This is a genomic window from Nocardia acididurans (genome assembly GCF_016741815.1).
Classification (GTDB): Bacteria; Actinomycetota; Actinomycetes; order Mycobacteriales; family Mycobacteriaceae; genus Nocardia; species Nocardia acididurans.
Genome location: NZ_JAERRJ010000005.1, coordinates 216,081 through 233,906, shown reverse-complemented (window position 1 = coordinate 233,906; position 17,826 = coordinate 216,081). Strand labels below are relative to the sequence as shown.

Sequence of the window (17,826 nt, the reverse complement as noted above, 5' to 3'; positions counted from 1 at the left end):
CCGGAAGTGGGGTGTGTCACACCCCGGCTTCGTCGTGTGGCTGCACCCACATTTTCTGCGCGCTCGGCGCATCGATCGGAACCAACTAGACGCTCGTCCAACTTTTTTTTCGGAAAAAGTTCCGTTTTATTCTTACAGCGCCTAGTGTTCGCAATGCATGGACGGCATCCATGTGATGCAGGCGACAACGCGGCGCTCGCGGCGGACTGACGAGCGTCGGTGAAGTTGGAGGAGATCGGTAGCAGGACAACCCGATGCGGATGACCCGGAGGCACCCGCATCCCGGTCGGTGACGTGCCAGTCCCGGCCGGCTCGCGCACTAGTTTGATCACGCGCGCACGGCGTCACGGAGGGCGCCCGCGCATTCGTCGAATCACCAAGGGCTGTGCGGTTTTCCGCGGCCTGTGGCATCGCACCACGCGATACCCCAGGTCTATTTCGTGATGCCCACACGTGGTCCGGCGGTCGGCCGATCGGCCAGGACAAGGAGGCTTCGGTGCAGGGTACGGAGTTGGGTGGGTACGAGCCGGGCGATTCCGCGCCGTTCCCACTCGGTCCCGCGCAGATCGGCGTCTGGTACGCCCAGCTGCTGGAGCCGGACGTGCCTGTCAACATGGCCCAATACGTCGACATCCGAGGCGATCTCGATGTCGAGCTGCTGTTGCGGGTGTCCCAGGACGGCGTCTCGGTCTGGCGCTCCTCGCAGCTGCGCTTCGCCGAGGTCGACGGACAGCCCTGCCAGTACCTGGATCTGAGCGTCCAGGACCACGACACCACCGTCCTCGACTTCCGCTCCGAGCCGGATCCCGTTGCGGCGGCGCATGAATGGATGCGCGCCGACATGGTCCGCCCGGTGAACGTGCTCACCGACAAACTGTTCGCGCCCGCCCTGCTCCGGGCCGGGGATCAGCGCTGGTTCTGGTTCGTGCGCGCGCACCACATCGTGGGTGACGGCTATGCCGCCATGAGCGTGCTGCAGTGGATGGCCAAGCGCTACACCGCCTTGCGGCAGGGTGTGGACCCCGAGGTGGTGCGGGTCGGCCCGCTGCGCGAGCTGGTCGCCTCCGAGCTGGAGTATCGCGAGAGCAGCCGCTTCCGGTCCGACCGGGAGCACTGGGCCGAGCGCACCCGGGGCCTGGACGCCGTCACCACCCTCAACGGCCGTACCGCACCGCGCGCCGCGGGCAATCTGGTGTTCGGTAGGGCGCTGCCCGCCGATCTGCAGGATCGTATCGAAACCCTTGGCGTGCAGCAGGATTCCGGTCTGCCGGTGGTCATCCTGGCCGCCTTCGCCGCCTACCTGGCCCGGTTGACCGGTAAGGACGAGGCGGTGCTGAGCCTGCCGGTGACGGCGCGCACCACCGCGGTCATGCGGCGCTCGACAGGCATGCTCTCGAATATCGTGCCGCTGCGTATGCCGGTCGGCCCGCGCACCACCTGGCAGGAACTGCTGACCGCGACCCGCATCGAGGTCTCGGGCGCCCTGCGGCATCAGCGCTACCGGCACGAGGACATCCGCCGTGACGCCGAGCGCGCGGGCAGTCCGGCCTCGCGGGCGCTGTTCGGCCCGATGGTCAACATCATGCTGTTCCACTCCCGGCTGGATTTCGGCGAGATCGCCGGGCGGCTGCATCTGATGTCGACCGGTCCGATCGAGGACATGAGCCTCAATGTCTTCTACGGGGACAACGAGCGGGTGCACCTGGATTTCGAGGTGAACCCGAATCTGTACACCGCCGATGAGATCGCCCGTCATCACGCGCGCTTCCTGCGGTTCCTGGAGCGGCTGGTCGACCTGGATCCGGCGGCGCTGCCGGCCGAGGTGGATGTCTGCACCGAGCTGGAACGCGATGTGGTGCTGCGGCATTGGAACGACACCGGTTATCCGGTGGATCGCGCCGCGACGCTGGTCTCGATGTTCGAGGCGCAGGCGGCGCGGACGCCGGAGGCCACGGCCCTGCGGTTCGCGGGCAGCCCGGATCTGACCTACGGCGCGTTCGCCGAGCGGGTGAATCGTCTTGCCCGCCACCTGATTTCACTGGGTGTCGGTCCCGAGTCGCTGGTCGCGCTGCACCTGCGGCGCTGCCCGGACCTGGTGGTCGCCATGTACGCCGTGCAGGCGGCGGGCGCGGCCTATGTGCCGCTGGATCCGGACCATCCGGCCGAGCGCACCGCCCATATTCTCGAAACCGCCGCTCCGGCACTGGTTCTGACCAGAACGGCCGATCGCCCCGAGGTCGCGGTCGCCACGGTGAGCATCGACGGGCTGGAACTGTCCGGCCGCTCCGGCGCGCCGATCACGGAGGCCGAGCGCGGAGGCGCGCTCCATGCGGCGAACACGGCGTATGTGATCTTCACCTCCGGTTCGACCGGCCGCCCGAAGGGTGTGGCCGTGAGTCACGCCGCCATCGTGAACCGGCTGGTGTGGATGCAGCGCGCCTACGGCTTGGTCCCGGCTGATGTGGTGCTGCAGAAGACGCCCGCCACCTTCGATGTCTCGGTGTGGGAGTTCTTCTGGCCCTTGCAGATCGGCGCGACGCTGGTGCTGGCGCAGCCGGACGGCCACCGCGATCCAGCCTATCTCGCCCGGGTGATCGCCGAATACGGCGTCACCACAGCACATTTCGTACCGTCCATGCTCGATGCCTTTCTGGCGGACCTGAATTCGAAGCAGGCGGCCACTCTGTCGACGCTGCGCCGGGTGTTCGCCTCCGGTGAGGCGCTGCCCGCCGCGACGGCCGCCCGGCTGCGCGCGCTGCTCGGCTGTGCGGTGCACAATCTCTACGGCCCGACCGAAGCTGCGGTCGATGTCACCTACCACGAGGTGACGGCCGCGGACACCGAGACCGTGCCGATCGGCGCGCCGGTGTTCAACACCCGGCTGTACGTGCTCGACGCACGCTTGCGGCCGGTGCCCGTGGGCACCCCGGGTGAGCTGTATCTGTCGGGGGTACAGCTCGCCCGGGGCTATGTGGCCCGATCCGGGCTGACGGCCGAGCGTTTCGTCGCCGACCCGTTCGCGGAGTCCGGCGCGCTCATGTACCGCACCGGTGATCTGGTCCGCTGGACGGCGGACGGGGAGCTGGAGTACCTGGGCCGCACCGATTTCCAGGTGAAGGTGCGCGGCCTGCGTATCGAGCTCGGCGAGATCGAAGCCGTCCTCGCGGCGGTCGAGGGTGTGGCCCGCGCGGTGGTGATCGTGCGGAACGACCAGTTGGTCGCCTATGTGGTCGCGGACGCGTCGCTCGAGTCGACCCCGTTGCGGGCCGCCGCGGCGCGGGCGCTGCCCGCGTATATGGTGCCGAGCGCGTATATGGTGCTGGACGCGTTGCCGGTCAATGCCTCCGGCAAACTGGATCGCGCCGCCCTGCCCGAACCGGTGCGGGTGGCCGCGCGGCACGAGGAGCCGGTCACGGCCGTCGAGCGCACGGTGGCGCGGATCTTCGGTGAGGTGCTGGGCGGTGAGCGCATCGGCCGCACCGACGATTTCTTCGCGCTGGGCGGCAACAGTCTGGTGGCCACGCAGGTGGCGGCCCGGCTGAACGCCGAGCTCGGCTGCGAGCTGACGCTGCGGGAGATGTTCTCCGCCACCAGTGTCGCCGCGCTCGCCGCGGTCATCGACGACAGTTTCCTGAACGCGGACGCCGCGACCGGGGCCACTGTGCGCCTGGTGCGCCGGGAGCGTCCGGAGGTGCTGCCGCTGTCCCCGGCGCAGCAGCGCATCTGGTTCATCAATCGCTTCGACACCGCCAGCGCGAACTACAACATGCCGTTCGTGATCCGCCTGCGCGGCGCGGTGGACGATGCGGCGTTGCGCGCGGCGCTGGCCGATGTGCTGGAGCGGCACGAGGTACTGCGCACCGTATTCCCGTCGACCGAGGACGGATTCGCGACGCAGCGCGTGCTGCCGGTGCCGGATTCGGAGCTGCTGCCGATCGCCGATGCGGCGGGCGCTGCGGAACTCGAGGCGGCGCTGGCCGAATTCGCGGCGCGTGGCTTCGACCTCGAGTACGAGTTGCCCTTCCGTGCCCGGTTGTATCCGGTCGCGGGTGGTGCGGGCGAGTCCGGGTCGGACGGTGCCGCCGAACTGCCCAATTCCGAACTGGTCGGCCCGGTTTCGCGAGAGGGCGGCGAATACGCCCTGGCCGTGGTGCTGCACCACATTGCGGCGGACGGTCTTTCGCTGCCGGTGCTGGCGCGCGATCTGATGATGGCCTATACCGCGCGGACGCAGGGCAGTGCGCCCGGTTGGCCGGAATTGTCCATTCAGTACGCCGATTACACGCTGTGGCAACGGGATCGGCTGGGTGATGCGGCGGATCCGGATTCGCTGGTCTCCCGGCAGTTGGAGTTCTGGCGGCAGACCCTGGCGGGCGCGCCGGATGCGCTGGATCTGCCCGCGGATCGCCCGCGCCCGGCGCTGGCGAGCGGCCGGGGTGCGGCGGAAACGGTGGAGCTGTCCGCCGAGCTGCACGCCCGGATCGCGGAAACCGCGCGCGCCGAGGGCGTTTCGACCTTCATGCTGATGCACGCCGTGCTGGCGGTGCTGCTGTCGCGTTTGTCCGGCGAGTCCGACATCGTGATCGGCACGCCGGTCGGCGGTCGCGGCGCGCGCGAACTCGACGACCTGATCGGCATGTTCGTCAACACGCTGCCGTTGCGCACCGTGGTGGACGACGCGCTGACGTTCCGCGAATTCGCACACCGGGTGCGAGAAGCCGATCTGGCGGCGTTCGCGCATGCCGATGTGCCGTTCGAGCAGCTCGTCGACGTGCTGAATCCACCGCGTTCGCAAGCCCGGCATCCGTTGTTCCAGACCGCGCTGTCCTTCACCGCGGTGGGAGACATCAGTGTCGAACTGCCCGGAGTGCTTGCCACGACAGGTACGCTGGACACCGGAGTGACCAAGTTCGACCTGTCGGTCGCGGTCACCGAAAGCTTCGCCGGTGCCGGTCCCGGGGAAGGTCCGGCACCGGCGGGGATTCGGGCGGAGTTCACCTTCGCTACGGATCTTTTCGATCCCGCCGCCATTGTCGTTCTCGCGCACCGTTTCGAGCGTTTGCTCGCGGCCGTGTGCGCCGAGCCCGGCACGGCGGTGGGTGCGCTGCCGATCCTCTCCGCGGCCGAATTCGCCGATCTGGCCGGACGTTCCGGCGGCGAATTGAGGGCAACCGGTCTGTTGACGGACATGTTCGCGGCGGCCGTCCACGCCGACCCGAACCATCCCGCACTGGTCGACGGCGACCGCAGCTGGACCTACGCCGAACTCGACACCCGCTCGAATCGCCTGGCCCGGTTCCTGATCGAACGCGGCGTCGGACCCGACGATCTGGTGGCGGTCGCCGTACCGCGTTCGCTGGAGTCGATCTTCGCGGTGTGGGCGGTCGTCAAGACCGGCGCCGGCTGGCTGCCGGTGGACATCGACTACCCGGCCGAGCGCATCAACCACCTGATCACCGATTCGGGGACGACCCTGGGCCTGACCCTCGCGGCGGCCCGCGCCGGACTCCCCGGCGGTGTGGACTGGCTGGCCCTCGACGATCCCGAGTTCGGCTTCGGCACCGTCGAATTCGACCCCATGGACGGCGAATTCGCGCCCGTGACCGATGCCGATCGACTCCGGCCGCTGCGTCCCGGCAATGTCGCCTACGCCATCTACACCTCCGGTTCCACCGGCGTCCCGAAGGGCGTGCTGGTCACCCACGCGGGCCTGGCCGGACTGGCCGCCGAGCAGACCGCTCGCTATCGATGCGCCGCCGATGCCCGCGTATTGCACGTCGCCTCACCGTCTTTCGACATCACGGTGGCCGAGCTGCTGCTGGCGGTGGATTCCGCGGCCACCCTGGTGATCGCTCCCGCCGGCATCCAGGCCGGGCCGGAACTGTCCGATCTGATGCACGCGCACCGCGTCACGCACCTGGTCATGACGCCGTCGGCGGTATCCACCCTGGATCCGGCCGCCCTGCCCGCGCTGCGCTCGCTCGCCGTCGGCGGTGAGGCGTGTCCGCCGGAACTGGTGCGGCGCTGGGCCGACGCCGGGCGGACCTTCGTCGACGCCTACGGTCCCACCGAGACCACCGTGGTGGTCAATGCCAGCGCGCCGCTGACGGCGGATGCCCCGGTGACCATCGGCACGCCGCTGCGCGGTATCCGCGAATGGGTGCTGGATGCCCGGCTGCGCCCGGTGCCGGTGGGTGTCATCGGCGAGTTGTACGTAGCGGGAGCGCAATTGGCGCGCGGTTACCACGGGCGACCCGAACTGACCGCGGGCCGCTTCGTGGCCAGCCCCTGGGCGCCCGGCGAACGCATGTACCGCACCGGCGATCTGGTGCGCTGGACCGCCGCGGGCACCGTGGAGTACGTGGGCCGCAACGACTCCCAGGTCAAGGTGCGCGGCTTCCGCATCGAACTCGGCGAGATCGAGGCGGCGCTGGCGGCGCATCCGTCGGTGCGTCAGGCCGTGGTCGTCGTGCACACCGATCCGGCGCGTGCCGGTGAACAGCTGGCCGCCTACCTGGTTCCCGAGGCCGGTGGCCTCGATATCGCCGAGGTGCGGGCGGCGCTGGCCGGTCGGCTGGCCGCCTACATGGTCCCGGCCGCGTTCACCGTCCTCGACGCCCTGCCGATGACTCCCAACGGCAAGCTGGACCTTCGCGCCCTGCCCGCTCCCGTGTTCACCCGCCGCGAATTCCGAGCTCCGGCAACGCCGAACGAACGGCTCGTCGCGGAGGTCTTCGCCGCCGTGCTGGGGCTGGGCTCGCCGACCACGGCGGACACCGCCGGTGCGGGCGAAACGAGCGCGGGGAGCGCGGACGCCGCGCAGCCGGGTGTCGGCGCGGACGACGACTTCTTCGAACTGGGCGGTAATTCGCTGATCGCCACGCAGGTGGTGGCCCGGCTGGGTTCCGCGCTGGACACCCAGGTTCCGGTGCGGCTGCTGTTCGAGGCGTCGACCGTGGCGGAGCTGGCGGTGCGGCTGGGCGAACTGGCCGGAACCGGTGCGCGGATTCCGCTGCTGGCGGGGGAGCGGCCCGAGGTGGTGCCGCTGTCGTACGCGCAGCAGCGGATGTGGTTCCTGAACCGCTTCGACAAGGCGTCGGTCGCGGACAACCTGGTCGCGGGCATTCGCCTGGACGGTCCGCTCGACGCGGCGGCGTTGGCGGCGGCGGTGGTGGACGTGGTCGGCAGGCACGAGACGCTGCGCACCATGTACCCGGCCGTGGCGGGCGTCGGCCGTCAGCTGGTGCTGCCGGTCGAGGACGCGCGCGTCGCCCTGGTCTCCGACGAGGTGACCGAGGCCGATCTGCCGGGCCGCGTCTTCGCGCTGGCGGTGGAGCCGTTCGCGGTGGACGAGCGGCCGCCCGCCCGGCTCACCCTGCTGCGCCTGGCCCCCGAGACGCACGTGCTGGTGATGGCCGTGCACCATATCGCCGCCGACGGCTGGTCCATCGCGCCGCTGACGCGGGATCTCATGGTGGCCTACACGTCTCGACGCGCCGGGCAGACGCCGCAGTGGTCACCGCTGCCGGTGCAGTACGCCGACTACACGCTGTGGCAGCGCGAGATCCTGGGTGACGAGCACGATCCGGAATCGCTGCTGGCCGCGCAGATTCGCTTCTGGCGCGCCGAATTGTCCGGCCAGCCCGAGGCTTTGGAGCTGCCCGGCGACCGGCCCCGCCCGGCCGTGGCCTCCCGGCGCGGGGCGCAGTACGGGTTCGCCGTCCCGGCGGCCCTGCATCGCAGGCTGCGGGAGCTCGCCGAGCGCGAGCACACCACCCTGTTCATGGTGTCGCACGCCGCCTTCGCGACCCTGCTGGCGAAACTGTCCGGCACCAGTGACATCTCGATCGGCTCCCCGGTCGCCGGTCGCGGCGAGCAGGCGCTGGACGACCTGGTCGGCATGTTCGTCAACACCCTGGTGCTGCGGACCGAGGTCGCCGCGCACCGCACGTTCCGGGAACTGCTCGCCCAGGTGCGCGCGGCGGACCTGCGCGCCTTCGCGCACGCGGACGTGCCGTTCGAGCGCCTGGTGGAGGTGCTCAGCCCGACCCGCTCGCAGGCCCGGCACCCGCTGTTCCAGGTGGCGCTGGACCTGCAGAACACCACCCGGCAGCGCCTGGAACTCGACGGCCTGACGGTGTCCCGGATCGAACTCGACCCCGGGACCGCCAAGTTCGACCTGCAGCTGTCGCTGGTCGAGGACGCCGACACCGGTGAACTCGCCGCCCAGTTCACCTACGCCACAGACCTTTTCGACGAGTCCACCATCGCGGTCTTCGCGCGTCGGCTCGAAGCGGTGCTGGACGCCGTCACCGAGAACCCGGATCGCCCGGTCGGCGATATCGACCTGCTCACCGGCGACGAGCGCTCCCGCGTCCTGATGGCCTGGAACGACACCGCGCACAATGTGCGGAACCTGTTGCCCGCCACCGGCTCCGAGGCCGCCGCGACGCTGGTCGCGTTGTTCGAGGCCCGCGCTCTGACCTGCCCGGACGTGCCCGCTGTCGAATTCGAGGGGACAGTTCTGTCCTACGGCGAGTTCGCCGACCGCGTGCACCGCCTGGCCCGCAAGCTCGTCGAGTACGGGGTCGGTCCGGAATCCCGTGTCGGACTGGCGATCCGGCGCTCCGATCATCTACTCGTCGGCATGTACGCCATCCTCGCCGCCGGCGGCGCGTACGTCCCGGTGGACCCCGATCATCCGGCCGATCGCCTCATCCACATCCTGGAGTCCGCGGCTCCCATCTGCGTGCTGACCACCGCGGGTGACGGATTCGAGGATCCTCGCGGTTCCGACGCGGCTCCGGGGGTGCTGCGGATCGACGAGCTCGATCTGTCGGGATACTCGGCCGAGCCGCTGACGAATGCGGATCGTCGTGCTCCGCTGCGTGATTCGAACGCCTGCTACGTCATCTTCACCTCGGGCTCGACCGGCCGCCCCAAGGGTGTGGCCGTGTCCCATGCCTCGGTGGTCAACCGTCTGCTGTGGGGCCAGGCGCAGTACAACCTCACCGCGGCCGATGTCGTCATGCAGAAGACGCCGTTCACCTTCGATGTGTCGGTGTGGGAGTTCTTCTGGCCCTTGCAGATCGGTGCGCGTCTGGTGGTGGCCGCTCCGGACGGGCACCGCGATCCGGTGTACCTGGCAGACCTGATCGACCGGGCCGGAATCACGGTCGTCCACTTCGTGCCGTCCATGCTGTCGGTGTTCGTCTCCACCCTGGAGTCGGGCTCGGTGCCCCGCTGCACCGGCCTGCGGCAGGTGTTCGCCTCGGGTGAGGGTCTGCCCGTCGGCACCGCGGCGAAGCTGCGGGAGCTGACCGGTGCCCGGCTGCACAACCTGTACGGGCCGACCGAGGCGGCCGTCGAGGTCACCTATCACGAGGTGGCCGAGACGGATACGGCGTTCGTGCCCATGGGCCGCCCGGTGTGGAACACCCAGACCTATGTGCTGGACGCCCGCCTGCATCCGGTCGCCCCGGGTATCGCGGGTGAGCTCTATCTGGCGGGTGATCAGCTGGCGCGCGGCTATCTGGGCCGTCCGGATCTGTCGGCGGACCGGTTCGTGGCCAATCCGTATGGTCGCCCGGGTGCGCGCATGTACCGCACCGGTGACCTGGTCTCCTGGAATCCCGACGGTGAGCTGATCTATCTGGGCCGCACCGATTTCCAGGTGAAGGTGCGCGGCCTGCGCATCGAACTGGGTGAGATCGAGACGGCCCTGCTGGACCAGCCGGGCGTGAGCCAGGCGGTCGTGGTGGTGTACGCCGACGCGCACGTGGGCGATCAGCTGGTCGGCTACCTGCTGCGCGAGCCCGATGCCGTCATCGACTTCGACGCGATCAAGTCCGCGCTGGGCGGTGCGCTGCCGGGCTATATGGTTCCGGCGGCCCTGGTGGTGCTGGATGTCTTCCCGCTCAACGCTTCCGGCAAGCTGGATCGCTCCGCCCTGCCCGCCCCGGTCTTCGAGACCGCGGCGTATCGCGCCCCCGCGACCGTCGCCGAAGAAGTGGTGGCGGGCGTGTTCGCCGATCTGCTCGGTGTCGAGACCGTCGGCGCGAACGACGAATTCTTCACCCTCGGCGGCAGTTCGCTGCTCGCGGCCCGCGCGGTGGCCCGGATCGGCGCGGCGCTGGACGCGCAGCTGTCGGTGCGCGATCTCTTCGACGCGCCGACGGTTTCCGCGCTGGCCGTGCTCGCCCAGGAGCGATCCGGCGCGGGCGCGCACCTGCCGCTGATCGCACGGCCCCGACCGGAGCGGGTGCCGCTGTCGGATGCCCAGCAGCGCATGTGGTTCCTCAACCGCTACCACTGGTCCGAGACCGCCGCCGGTCCCGGTGCGGCGTCGGACAATATTCCACTGGTACTGCGGCTTTCGGGCGCTCTGGACAGTGCGGTGCTCGAGACCGCCCTGCGGGATGTGGTGCTGCGCCACGAGACCCTGCGCACCGTCTTCCCGGACGGGCCGGACGGTCCCGAGCAGCGGATCATGCCCGCGGCGGAGGTCGAGCTGCTGAGTGCGCGCGCCACCGAGGACGAGATTCCGGGTCGCGTGGCGGAGCTGATCGGTCGCGGATTCGATCTCACCACCGAGATCCCCTTGCGCGCGGCGCTGTTCAGCGCGAGTGACACCGAGCACGTCCTCGTGCTGGTGGTGCACCACATCAGTGCGGACGGCTTCTCGCTCGGTCCGCTGGCCACCGACTTCATGGTCGCGTACCAGGCCCGCCGCGCCGACGCCGCGCCCGCGTGGCAGCCGCTGCCGGTGACCTACACCGACTACACCCTGTGGCAGGCCGAACGGCGCGGGGCGGAGTCGGACCCGGAGTCCCTGGCACACCGGCAGCTGGAGTTCTGGCGGCAGCGCCTGTCCGGACTGCCCGAGCAACTGGAACTGCCCGCCGCCCGGCCGCGCCCCGCCGTCGCCTCGCTGCGCGGCGGCACCCATCGCACGACCGTCGACGCCGAGTTGCACGGCCGGCTGGGCGAATTGGCGCGCAAGCACGACGCCACCCTGTTCAGCACCGTGCACGCGGCGCTGGCGGTGCTGCTGGCGCGGCTGTCCAACAGCACGGACATCGCCATCGGCACCGCCGTCGCGGGCCGTGGTGAGCAGGCCCTGGACGGTCTGGTCGGCATGTTCGTCAACACCCTGGTGCTGCGCTCCGAGATCGATCCGCGCGCGGACTTCGCCACGGTGCTGAAGTCGGTGCGCGAAGGCGATATCGCCGCGCTCTCGAATGCCGAGGCGCCGTTCGAACGCCTGGTGGAGGTGCTGGCCCCGGCCCGCTCGCAGGCCCGGCACCCCCTGTTCCAGGTGGCGCTGACCTTCCACAACTACAGCCTGCCCGCGGTGGAGCTGCCGGGGCTGAAGCTGGAGCCGGTCGCCCTGGACTCCGGGGTGGCCAAGTTCGACCTCCAGTTCACCGTGCTGGAGAACCGTGGCACGGACGGCAGCTCCGGCGGCCTGGATATCGAGATCAGCTACGCCACGGACCTTTTCGACGATTCCACGGTCGGGGACTACGCGCGCAGGCTGGTGTCGCTGCTGGCGGCGATCACCGAGAATCCGGCTCGCCCGGTCGGCGATATCGACCTGCTCATCGGTGACGAGCGCGACCGCGTGCTGACGGGCTGGAACGACACCGCGCACGATGTGCGGAACCTGCTGCCCGCCAACGGTTCCGGTGATTCCGCGACGCTGGTCGCGCTGTTCGAGGCCCGAGCGCTGACCTGCCCGGACGCGCCCGCCGTCGAATTCGAGGGGACAGTTCTGTCCTACGGCGAGTTCGCCGACCGCGTGCACCGCCTGGCCCGCAAGCTCGTCGAATCCGGCGTCGGCCCGGAATCCCGTGTGGCGCTGGCGATCCGGCGCTCCCACGAGCTCCTGGTCGGCATGTACGCCATCCTCGCCGCCGGTGCCGCCTATGTCCCGGTGGACCCCGATCACCCGGCCGATCGCATCATCCACATCCTCGAGTCCGCGGCCCCGATCTGCGTGCTCACCACCGCGCGTGACGGATTCGAGGACCCCCGCCCTGCCGGTACGGCAGGGGTGCTGCGGATCGACGAGCTCGATCTGTCGGGCTACCCGGCCACGCCGCTCACCGACTCCGATCGTCGTGCTCCGCTGCGTGATTCGAACGCCTGCTACGTCATCTTCACCTCGGGCTCGACCGGCCGCCCCAAGGGCGTGGCCGTATCCCACGCCGCAGTGGCGAACCGGCTGCTGTGGGGGCAGGCGCAGTACAACCTGACCGTCGATGATGTGGTCCTGCAGAAGACGCCGTTCACCTTCGACGTGTCGGTGTGGGAGTTCTTCTGGCCCTTGCAGGTTGGCGCGCGCCTGGTGGTGGCCGCTCCGGACGGACACCGCGATCCGGCCTATCTGGCGGAGCTGATCGACCGGGCGGATATCACCGTCGCCCATTTCGTGCCGTCCATGCTGTCGGTGTTCGTGTCCGCGCTGGAGTCCGGCAAGGTGCCCGCGTGCACCGGTCTGCATCAGGTGTTCGCCTCCGGTGAGGGCCTGCCCGCCGGGACCGCGGCCAGGTTGCGGGAGCTGACCGGAGCGCGGTTGCACAACCTGTACGGCCCGACCGAGGCGGCCGTCGAGGTCACCTATCACGAGGTGACGGATACGGATTCCGTCGTCGTTCCGATCGGCCGTCCGGTGTGGAACACCCAGACCTATGTGCTGGACGCGCGTTTGCATCCGGTCGCGCCCGGTATCGCGGGTGAGCTCTATCTGGCCGGTGATCAGCTGGCGCGCGGCTATCTGGGTCGTCCGGATCTGTCGGCGGACCGGTTCGTGGCCAATCCGTACGGTCGCCCGGGTGCGCGTATGTACCGCACCGGCGACCTGGTGTCGTGGAACGCCGAGGGCGAGCTTGTTTACTTGGGCCGCACCGATTTCCAGGTGAAGGTGCGCGGCCTGCGTATCGAGCTCGGCGAGATCGAGACCGCCCTGCTGGCGCAGCCCGGGGTGAACCAGGCGGTCGTGGTGGTGCATTCGGACACGCACGTGGGCGATCAGCTGGTGGGCTACGTGCTGCGCGAGCCGGACGCTGTGACCGATCTCGACGCGGTGAAGGCCGGGCTGGCCGCCGCGCTGCCCGGCTATATGGTTCCGGCGGCGCTGATGGTGCTGGATGCGTTCCCGCTCAATGCTTCCGGCAAGCTGGATCGCTCCGCCCTGCCCGCGCCGGTGTTCGAGACCGCGGCGTATCGCGCCCCCGCGACCGTCGCCGAAGAAGTGGTGGCGGGCGTGTTCGCCGATCTGCTCGGTGTCGAGGCCGTCGGCGCGAACGACGACTTCTTCACCCTGGGCGGCAGTTCGCTGCTGGCGGCCAAGGCCGTGGTCCGGTTGGGCGCGGTCTTCGACACCACCGTGGGCGTGCGCACCCTGTTCGAGGCGTCGACGGTGTCCGCCCTGGCCGCGCACCTGGAATCCGGTGCGGGCGAGGCTTCGCGGCCGCCGCTGGTGGCGGGTGCGCGCCCGGATCGGCTCCCGCTGTCGCCCGCGCAGCAGCGCATGTGGTTCCTCAACCGTTTCGACCGCGCGTCGACGGCCTACAACATCCCACTGGCCCTGCGTCTTTCGGGTGATCTGAACGCCGATGCCCTGGCCGCCGCGTACCTGGATGTGATCGCGCGACACGAGACCCTGCGTACCATCTACCCGGAGGCGGCGGACGGCCCGGCACAGGTGATCCTGCCTGCCCCGCAGGTGATCTCGGAGCTGCTTCCGGCCGATCTCACCGAAGCCGAACTGCCACAGCGCATCACCGAGCTGTTCGCCACCACCTTCGATGTGACGGTGGACGTGCCGGTGCGCGCGATGCTGCTGCGGCTGGTCGACGCCTCCGGCACGGCCACCGGTGAGTTCGTGCTCGCCGGTGTGCTGCACCATATTTCGGCGGACGGCTCCTCGGTGGTGCCGTTCGTGCGCGACCTCATGGTGGCCTACGCCGCCCGCCTGGACGGTGTAGCGCCCACCTGGGCTCCGCTGACCGTGCAGTACGCGGATTACGCGCTGTGGCAGCACGCGCTGCTCGGCGCGGAGGACGATCCGGCGTCGGTGGCCGCCGGGCAGCTCGCCTACTGGCGCGAGACGCTGGCCGGCCTGCCCGATCAGCTGGACCTGCCCGCCGATCACGTCCGGCCGGCGCAGCAGAGCCTGCGCGGCGGCTACGTTCGCTTCCCCCTGGACGCGGACCTGCACGCCCGCCTCACCGAGGTGGGCCGCCGACGCGGCGCGACCCTGTTCATGGTGGTGCACGCCGCCTTCGCCACCCTGCTGTCGCGGCTGTCCGGCACCACCGACATCGCCGTCGGCACGCCCATCGCGGGCCGTGGTGCGGCCGCGCTGGACGACGTGATCGGCATGTTCGTCAATACGCTGGCCCTGCGCACCCGCATCGACGCCACCGAGTCGTTCGCCGCCCTGCTGGCGCGCGTCCGGGCCGGTGACATCGCCGCCTTCGCGCACGCCGACGTCCCGTTCGAGCGCCTGGTCGAGGTGCTGAACCCGGTCCGTTCCACCGCCCGGCACCCGCTGTTCCAGGTCGGCCTGTCCTTCCAGAACCATGACCGCGCCGAACTCCAGCTCCCCGGACTGACGGTCGCCGAACTCGAATTCGACACCTACGTGGCGCAATTCGATCTGCACCTGTTCGCCGTGGACCACTACGGCGATTCCGGTGCGCCGACCGGCCTGGACCTCACCCTCGGCTACGCCACCGATCTGTTCACCGAGTCCACCGTGCGCCGCTTCGCCGAAGCGCTGACCCGGGTGCTGGAAACCGTTGCGGCGGAACCGGAAACGCCGGTCGGCCGAATCGACCTGCTCGGCCCGGACCTGCGCGGCCGGATGCTCGGCGAGTGGAACGCCACCGCGCGCGCCCTCACCCCGGCGACCCTGGTCGACCTGTTCGACGCTCAGGTGGCCGGCAGTCCGAACGCGCTCGCCCTACTCGACGCACACAGCGAAACCGCCCGCACCTACGCCGAATTCGACGCCGAGGTCAATCGCCTCGCCCGGCGGTTGATCGCCGCGGGCGTCGGCCCCGAAACGGGTGTCGTACTCGCCATGCGCCGCGGCATCGACCTGGTGACGGCCATGTACGCCGTGGTCAAGGCCGGTGGCGCGTACGTCCCCATCGACCCGGACCACCCGTCCGACCGCATCGCCTACATCGTGGAATCGGCCGCACCCGCCTGCGTGCTCACCACTGCCCGCGACGGCTTCGCGCTCGAGTCGCCGCCGCGGCCCGTGACGGTGCTGCGGATCGACGAGCTCGAGCTGTCGGGTTTGTCGGCCGAGCCGGTGACGGACGCCGACCGTGTCTCGCCGCTGCGCGCGGACAACACCGCGTATGTCATCTACACCTCGGGTTCCACCGGCCGCCCCAAGGGCGTGGCGGTCACGCATTCCGCCATCGTGAACCAGTTGCGCTGGCTGGAAGCCACTTTCGCGCTGGGGCGTGATGATCGGGCGCTGCTCAAGACACCCGCCACGTTCGACCTGTCGGTTTGGGAGTTCTGGTCGGCGCTCGTCACCGGTGGCAGCCTGGTGGTGACCGCGCCGGGCGATGAGCGTGATCCGGACCGGCTGCGGGCTGTGATCGAGGACCGCCGCGTCACCCTGCTGCACCCGGTGCCGTCCCTGCTGGGCATGCTGCTGGCCGGGGGAGCGCTGCCGGATTCGGTGCGCGCGGTGCTGGCCATCGGGGAGGCGCTGCCGGTGGCGACTGCCGCCGACTTCCTCGACAAGCACGGTGAATCTCCTTCCAGCGCCAAGCTGTTCAACCTCTACGGACCGACTGAGGCGGCCGTCTCGATCACCGCGCACGAGGTGCGCGAGCGCCATGCGCGGGCGGTGCCGATCGGTGGTCCCGCCTGGAACAGCGGCGTCTACGTGCTCGACGGGCTGCTGACCCCGGTGCCGATCGGGGTGCCCGGTGAGCTGTACCTGTCCGGTGCGCAGCTGGCGCGCGGCTACCACGGCCGCGCGGCTCTCACCGCCGACCGTTTCGTTGCCGATCCCTTCGCGCCCGGCCGGATGTACCGCACCGGCGATATCGTGCGCTGGCGTGCGGAGGGCGAACTCGAATACGTCGAGCGCGCCGATTTCCAGGTCAAGATCGGCGGCTTCCGCATCGAACTCAGCGAGGTGGAGACCGCGCTGCGCGGGCAACCCGGCGTCACCGCGGCCGTCGCGGTGGCGCACGCCACCGGTGCCGGGGCCCGCCTTGTCGCGTATGCCGCTGTGCCGGAATGCGATTCGGATCGCCGGACGGAAGCCGCCGCCGCGCTGACCGAGGCGCTGGCCGCCGAACTCCCGAAGTACATGGTCCCGGCCACGATCGTGGTGCTGGCCGAGCTGCCGCTCACCGTGAACGGCAAGGTGGACCGTGCCCGGCTGCCCGAGCCGGTCTTCGCCTCGGCCGCCTACCGCGCGCCGGAATCCGCACTCGAGATCGCCGTCGCGGCCTGCTTCGCGGAGGTCATCGGTCTGCCCTCGGAGCCGCGTCGCGTCGGCCTGGACTCGGATTTCTTCGCCCTGGGCGGCAATTCGCTCATGGCGACGCGGCTGGCCGCGCGGCTGGGTTCGGATCTGGGTGTGCGGGTGCCGGTGGCGACCGTGTTCGAGGCCCCGACCGTGGCCGAGCTGGCGCGGTGGATCGAGACCGCCGAGCCCGAGCGGGCGCGCCCGCGTCTGGCCCGGCGCACGGATACCGGTCCGGCCCCGCTGTCGCAGGCGCAGCAGCGGATGTGGGTGCTCAACCGCCTGCATCCGGAGTCGGGTGCGTACAACGTGCCCGCCGCCATCAAGCTCACCGGGGAACTGGATGTCCCGGCGCTCACCGCCGCCCTGGGTGATGTGCTGGAGCGGCACGAGATTCTGCGCACCCGCTATCCGGAGGTGGACGGCGAACCGGCGCAGCTGCTGCTGACCGTCGCGGAGCTGGACGCGGAACTGGTCGCGATTCCGGCTTCTGCGGACGAGCTGCCCGCGCTGCTCTTCGAGACGGTGACCACCGGGTTCGATGTCACCGTCGCCCCGCCGGTGCGGGTGCGCCTGTTCCGGACGGGCCCGGCCGAACATGTGCTGGTCTCGGTGATGCACCACATCTGCGCCGACGGCTACTCGGTGTTCCCCATGACTCGGGATCTGGTGTCCGCGTACGCCTCCCGGCTCGCGGGCCGGGCTCCGGCCTGGCAGCCGCTGGAGATCCAGTACGCCGATTTCGCCGCCTGGCAGCGGGAGGTGCTCGGATCCGAGGCGGATCCGGACAGCCTGATGTCTCGTCAGCTGCGCTTCTGGGTGGACGAATTGTCCTCTGCTCCGGAGCAATTGACGCTGCCGACCGATCGCCCCCGCCCGCCGCGCCGCGATATGCGCGGTGCCGTGGTCGATTTCGATGTGATGGGCGAGACCGTGGAACGCCTGTCCGAGGTGGCCCGCGCCAACGGCACCACCCTGTTCGCGGCCGTGCACACCGCGTTCGCCGTACTGCTCGCCAAACTCTCGGGCCAGCAAGATGTTTCGATCGGTGTGGCGGTCGCGGGCCGCGGCGAACGGGCACTCGACGATCTGATCGGCATGTTCGTCAACACCGTGGTGCTCCGCACCGAGGTGGATTCGCGGCTCTCCTACGCCGAGCTGCTGCAGCAGGTGCACCGTCGTGACCTGGCCGCCTTCGATCAGGCCGATGTCCCGTTCGAACGCGTCGTGGACGCGGTGTCCGCGGCGACCGGCCGTGCCCGCTCGAACTCCTTCACGCCGCTGTTCCAGGTCCTCATGACCTTCCAGAACATGCC

At 70.1% G+C, this 17,826-nt stretch carries 1 protein-coding gene (cut by a window edge); it reads left to right on the top strand.

Going from position 1 to position 17,826, the window contains the following annotated elements:
- Nucleotides 1–496 precede the first annotated feature (496 nt).
- Nucleotides 497–17,826, top strand: the 5' portion of a protein-coding gene (locus JK358_RS14195) for a non-ribosomal peptide synthase/polyketide synthase (RefSeq protein ID WP_201947714.1). It continues 667 nt past the right edge of the window; only the first 17,330 of its 17,997 coding nucleotides appear in the window; it begins with the start codon at nt 497–499; its stop codon lies beyond the right edge, outside the window.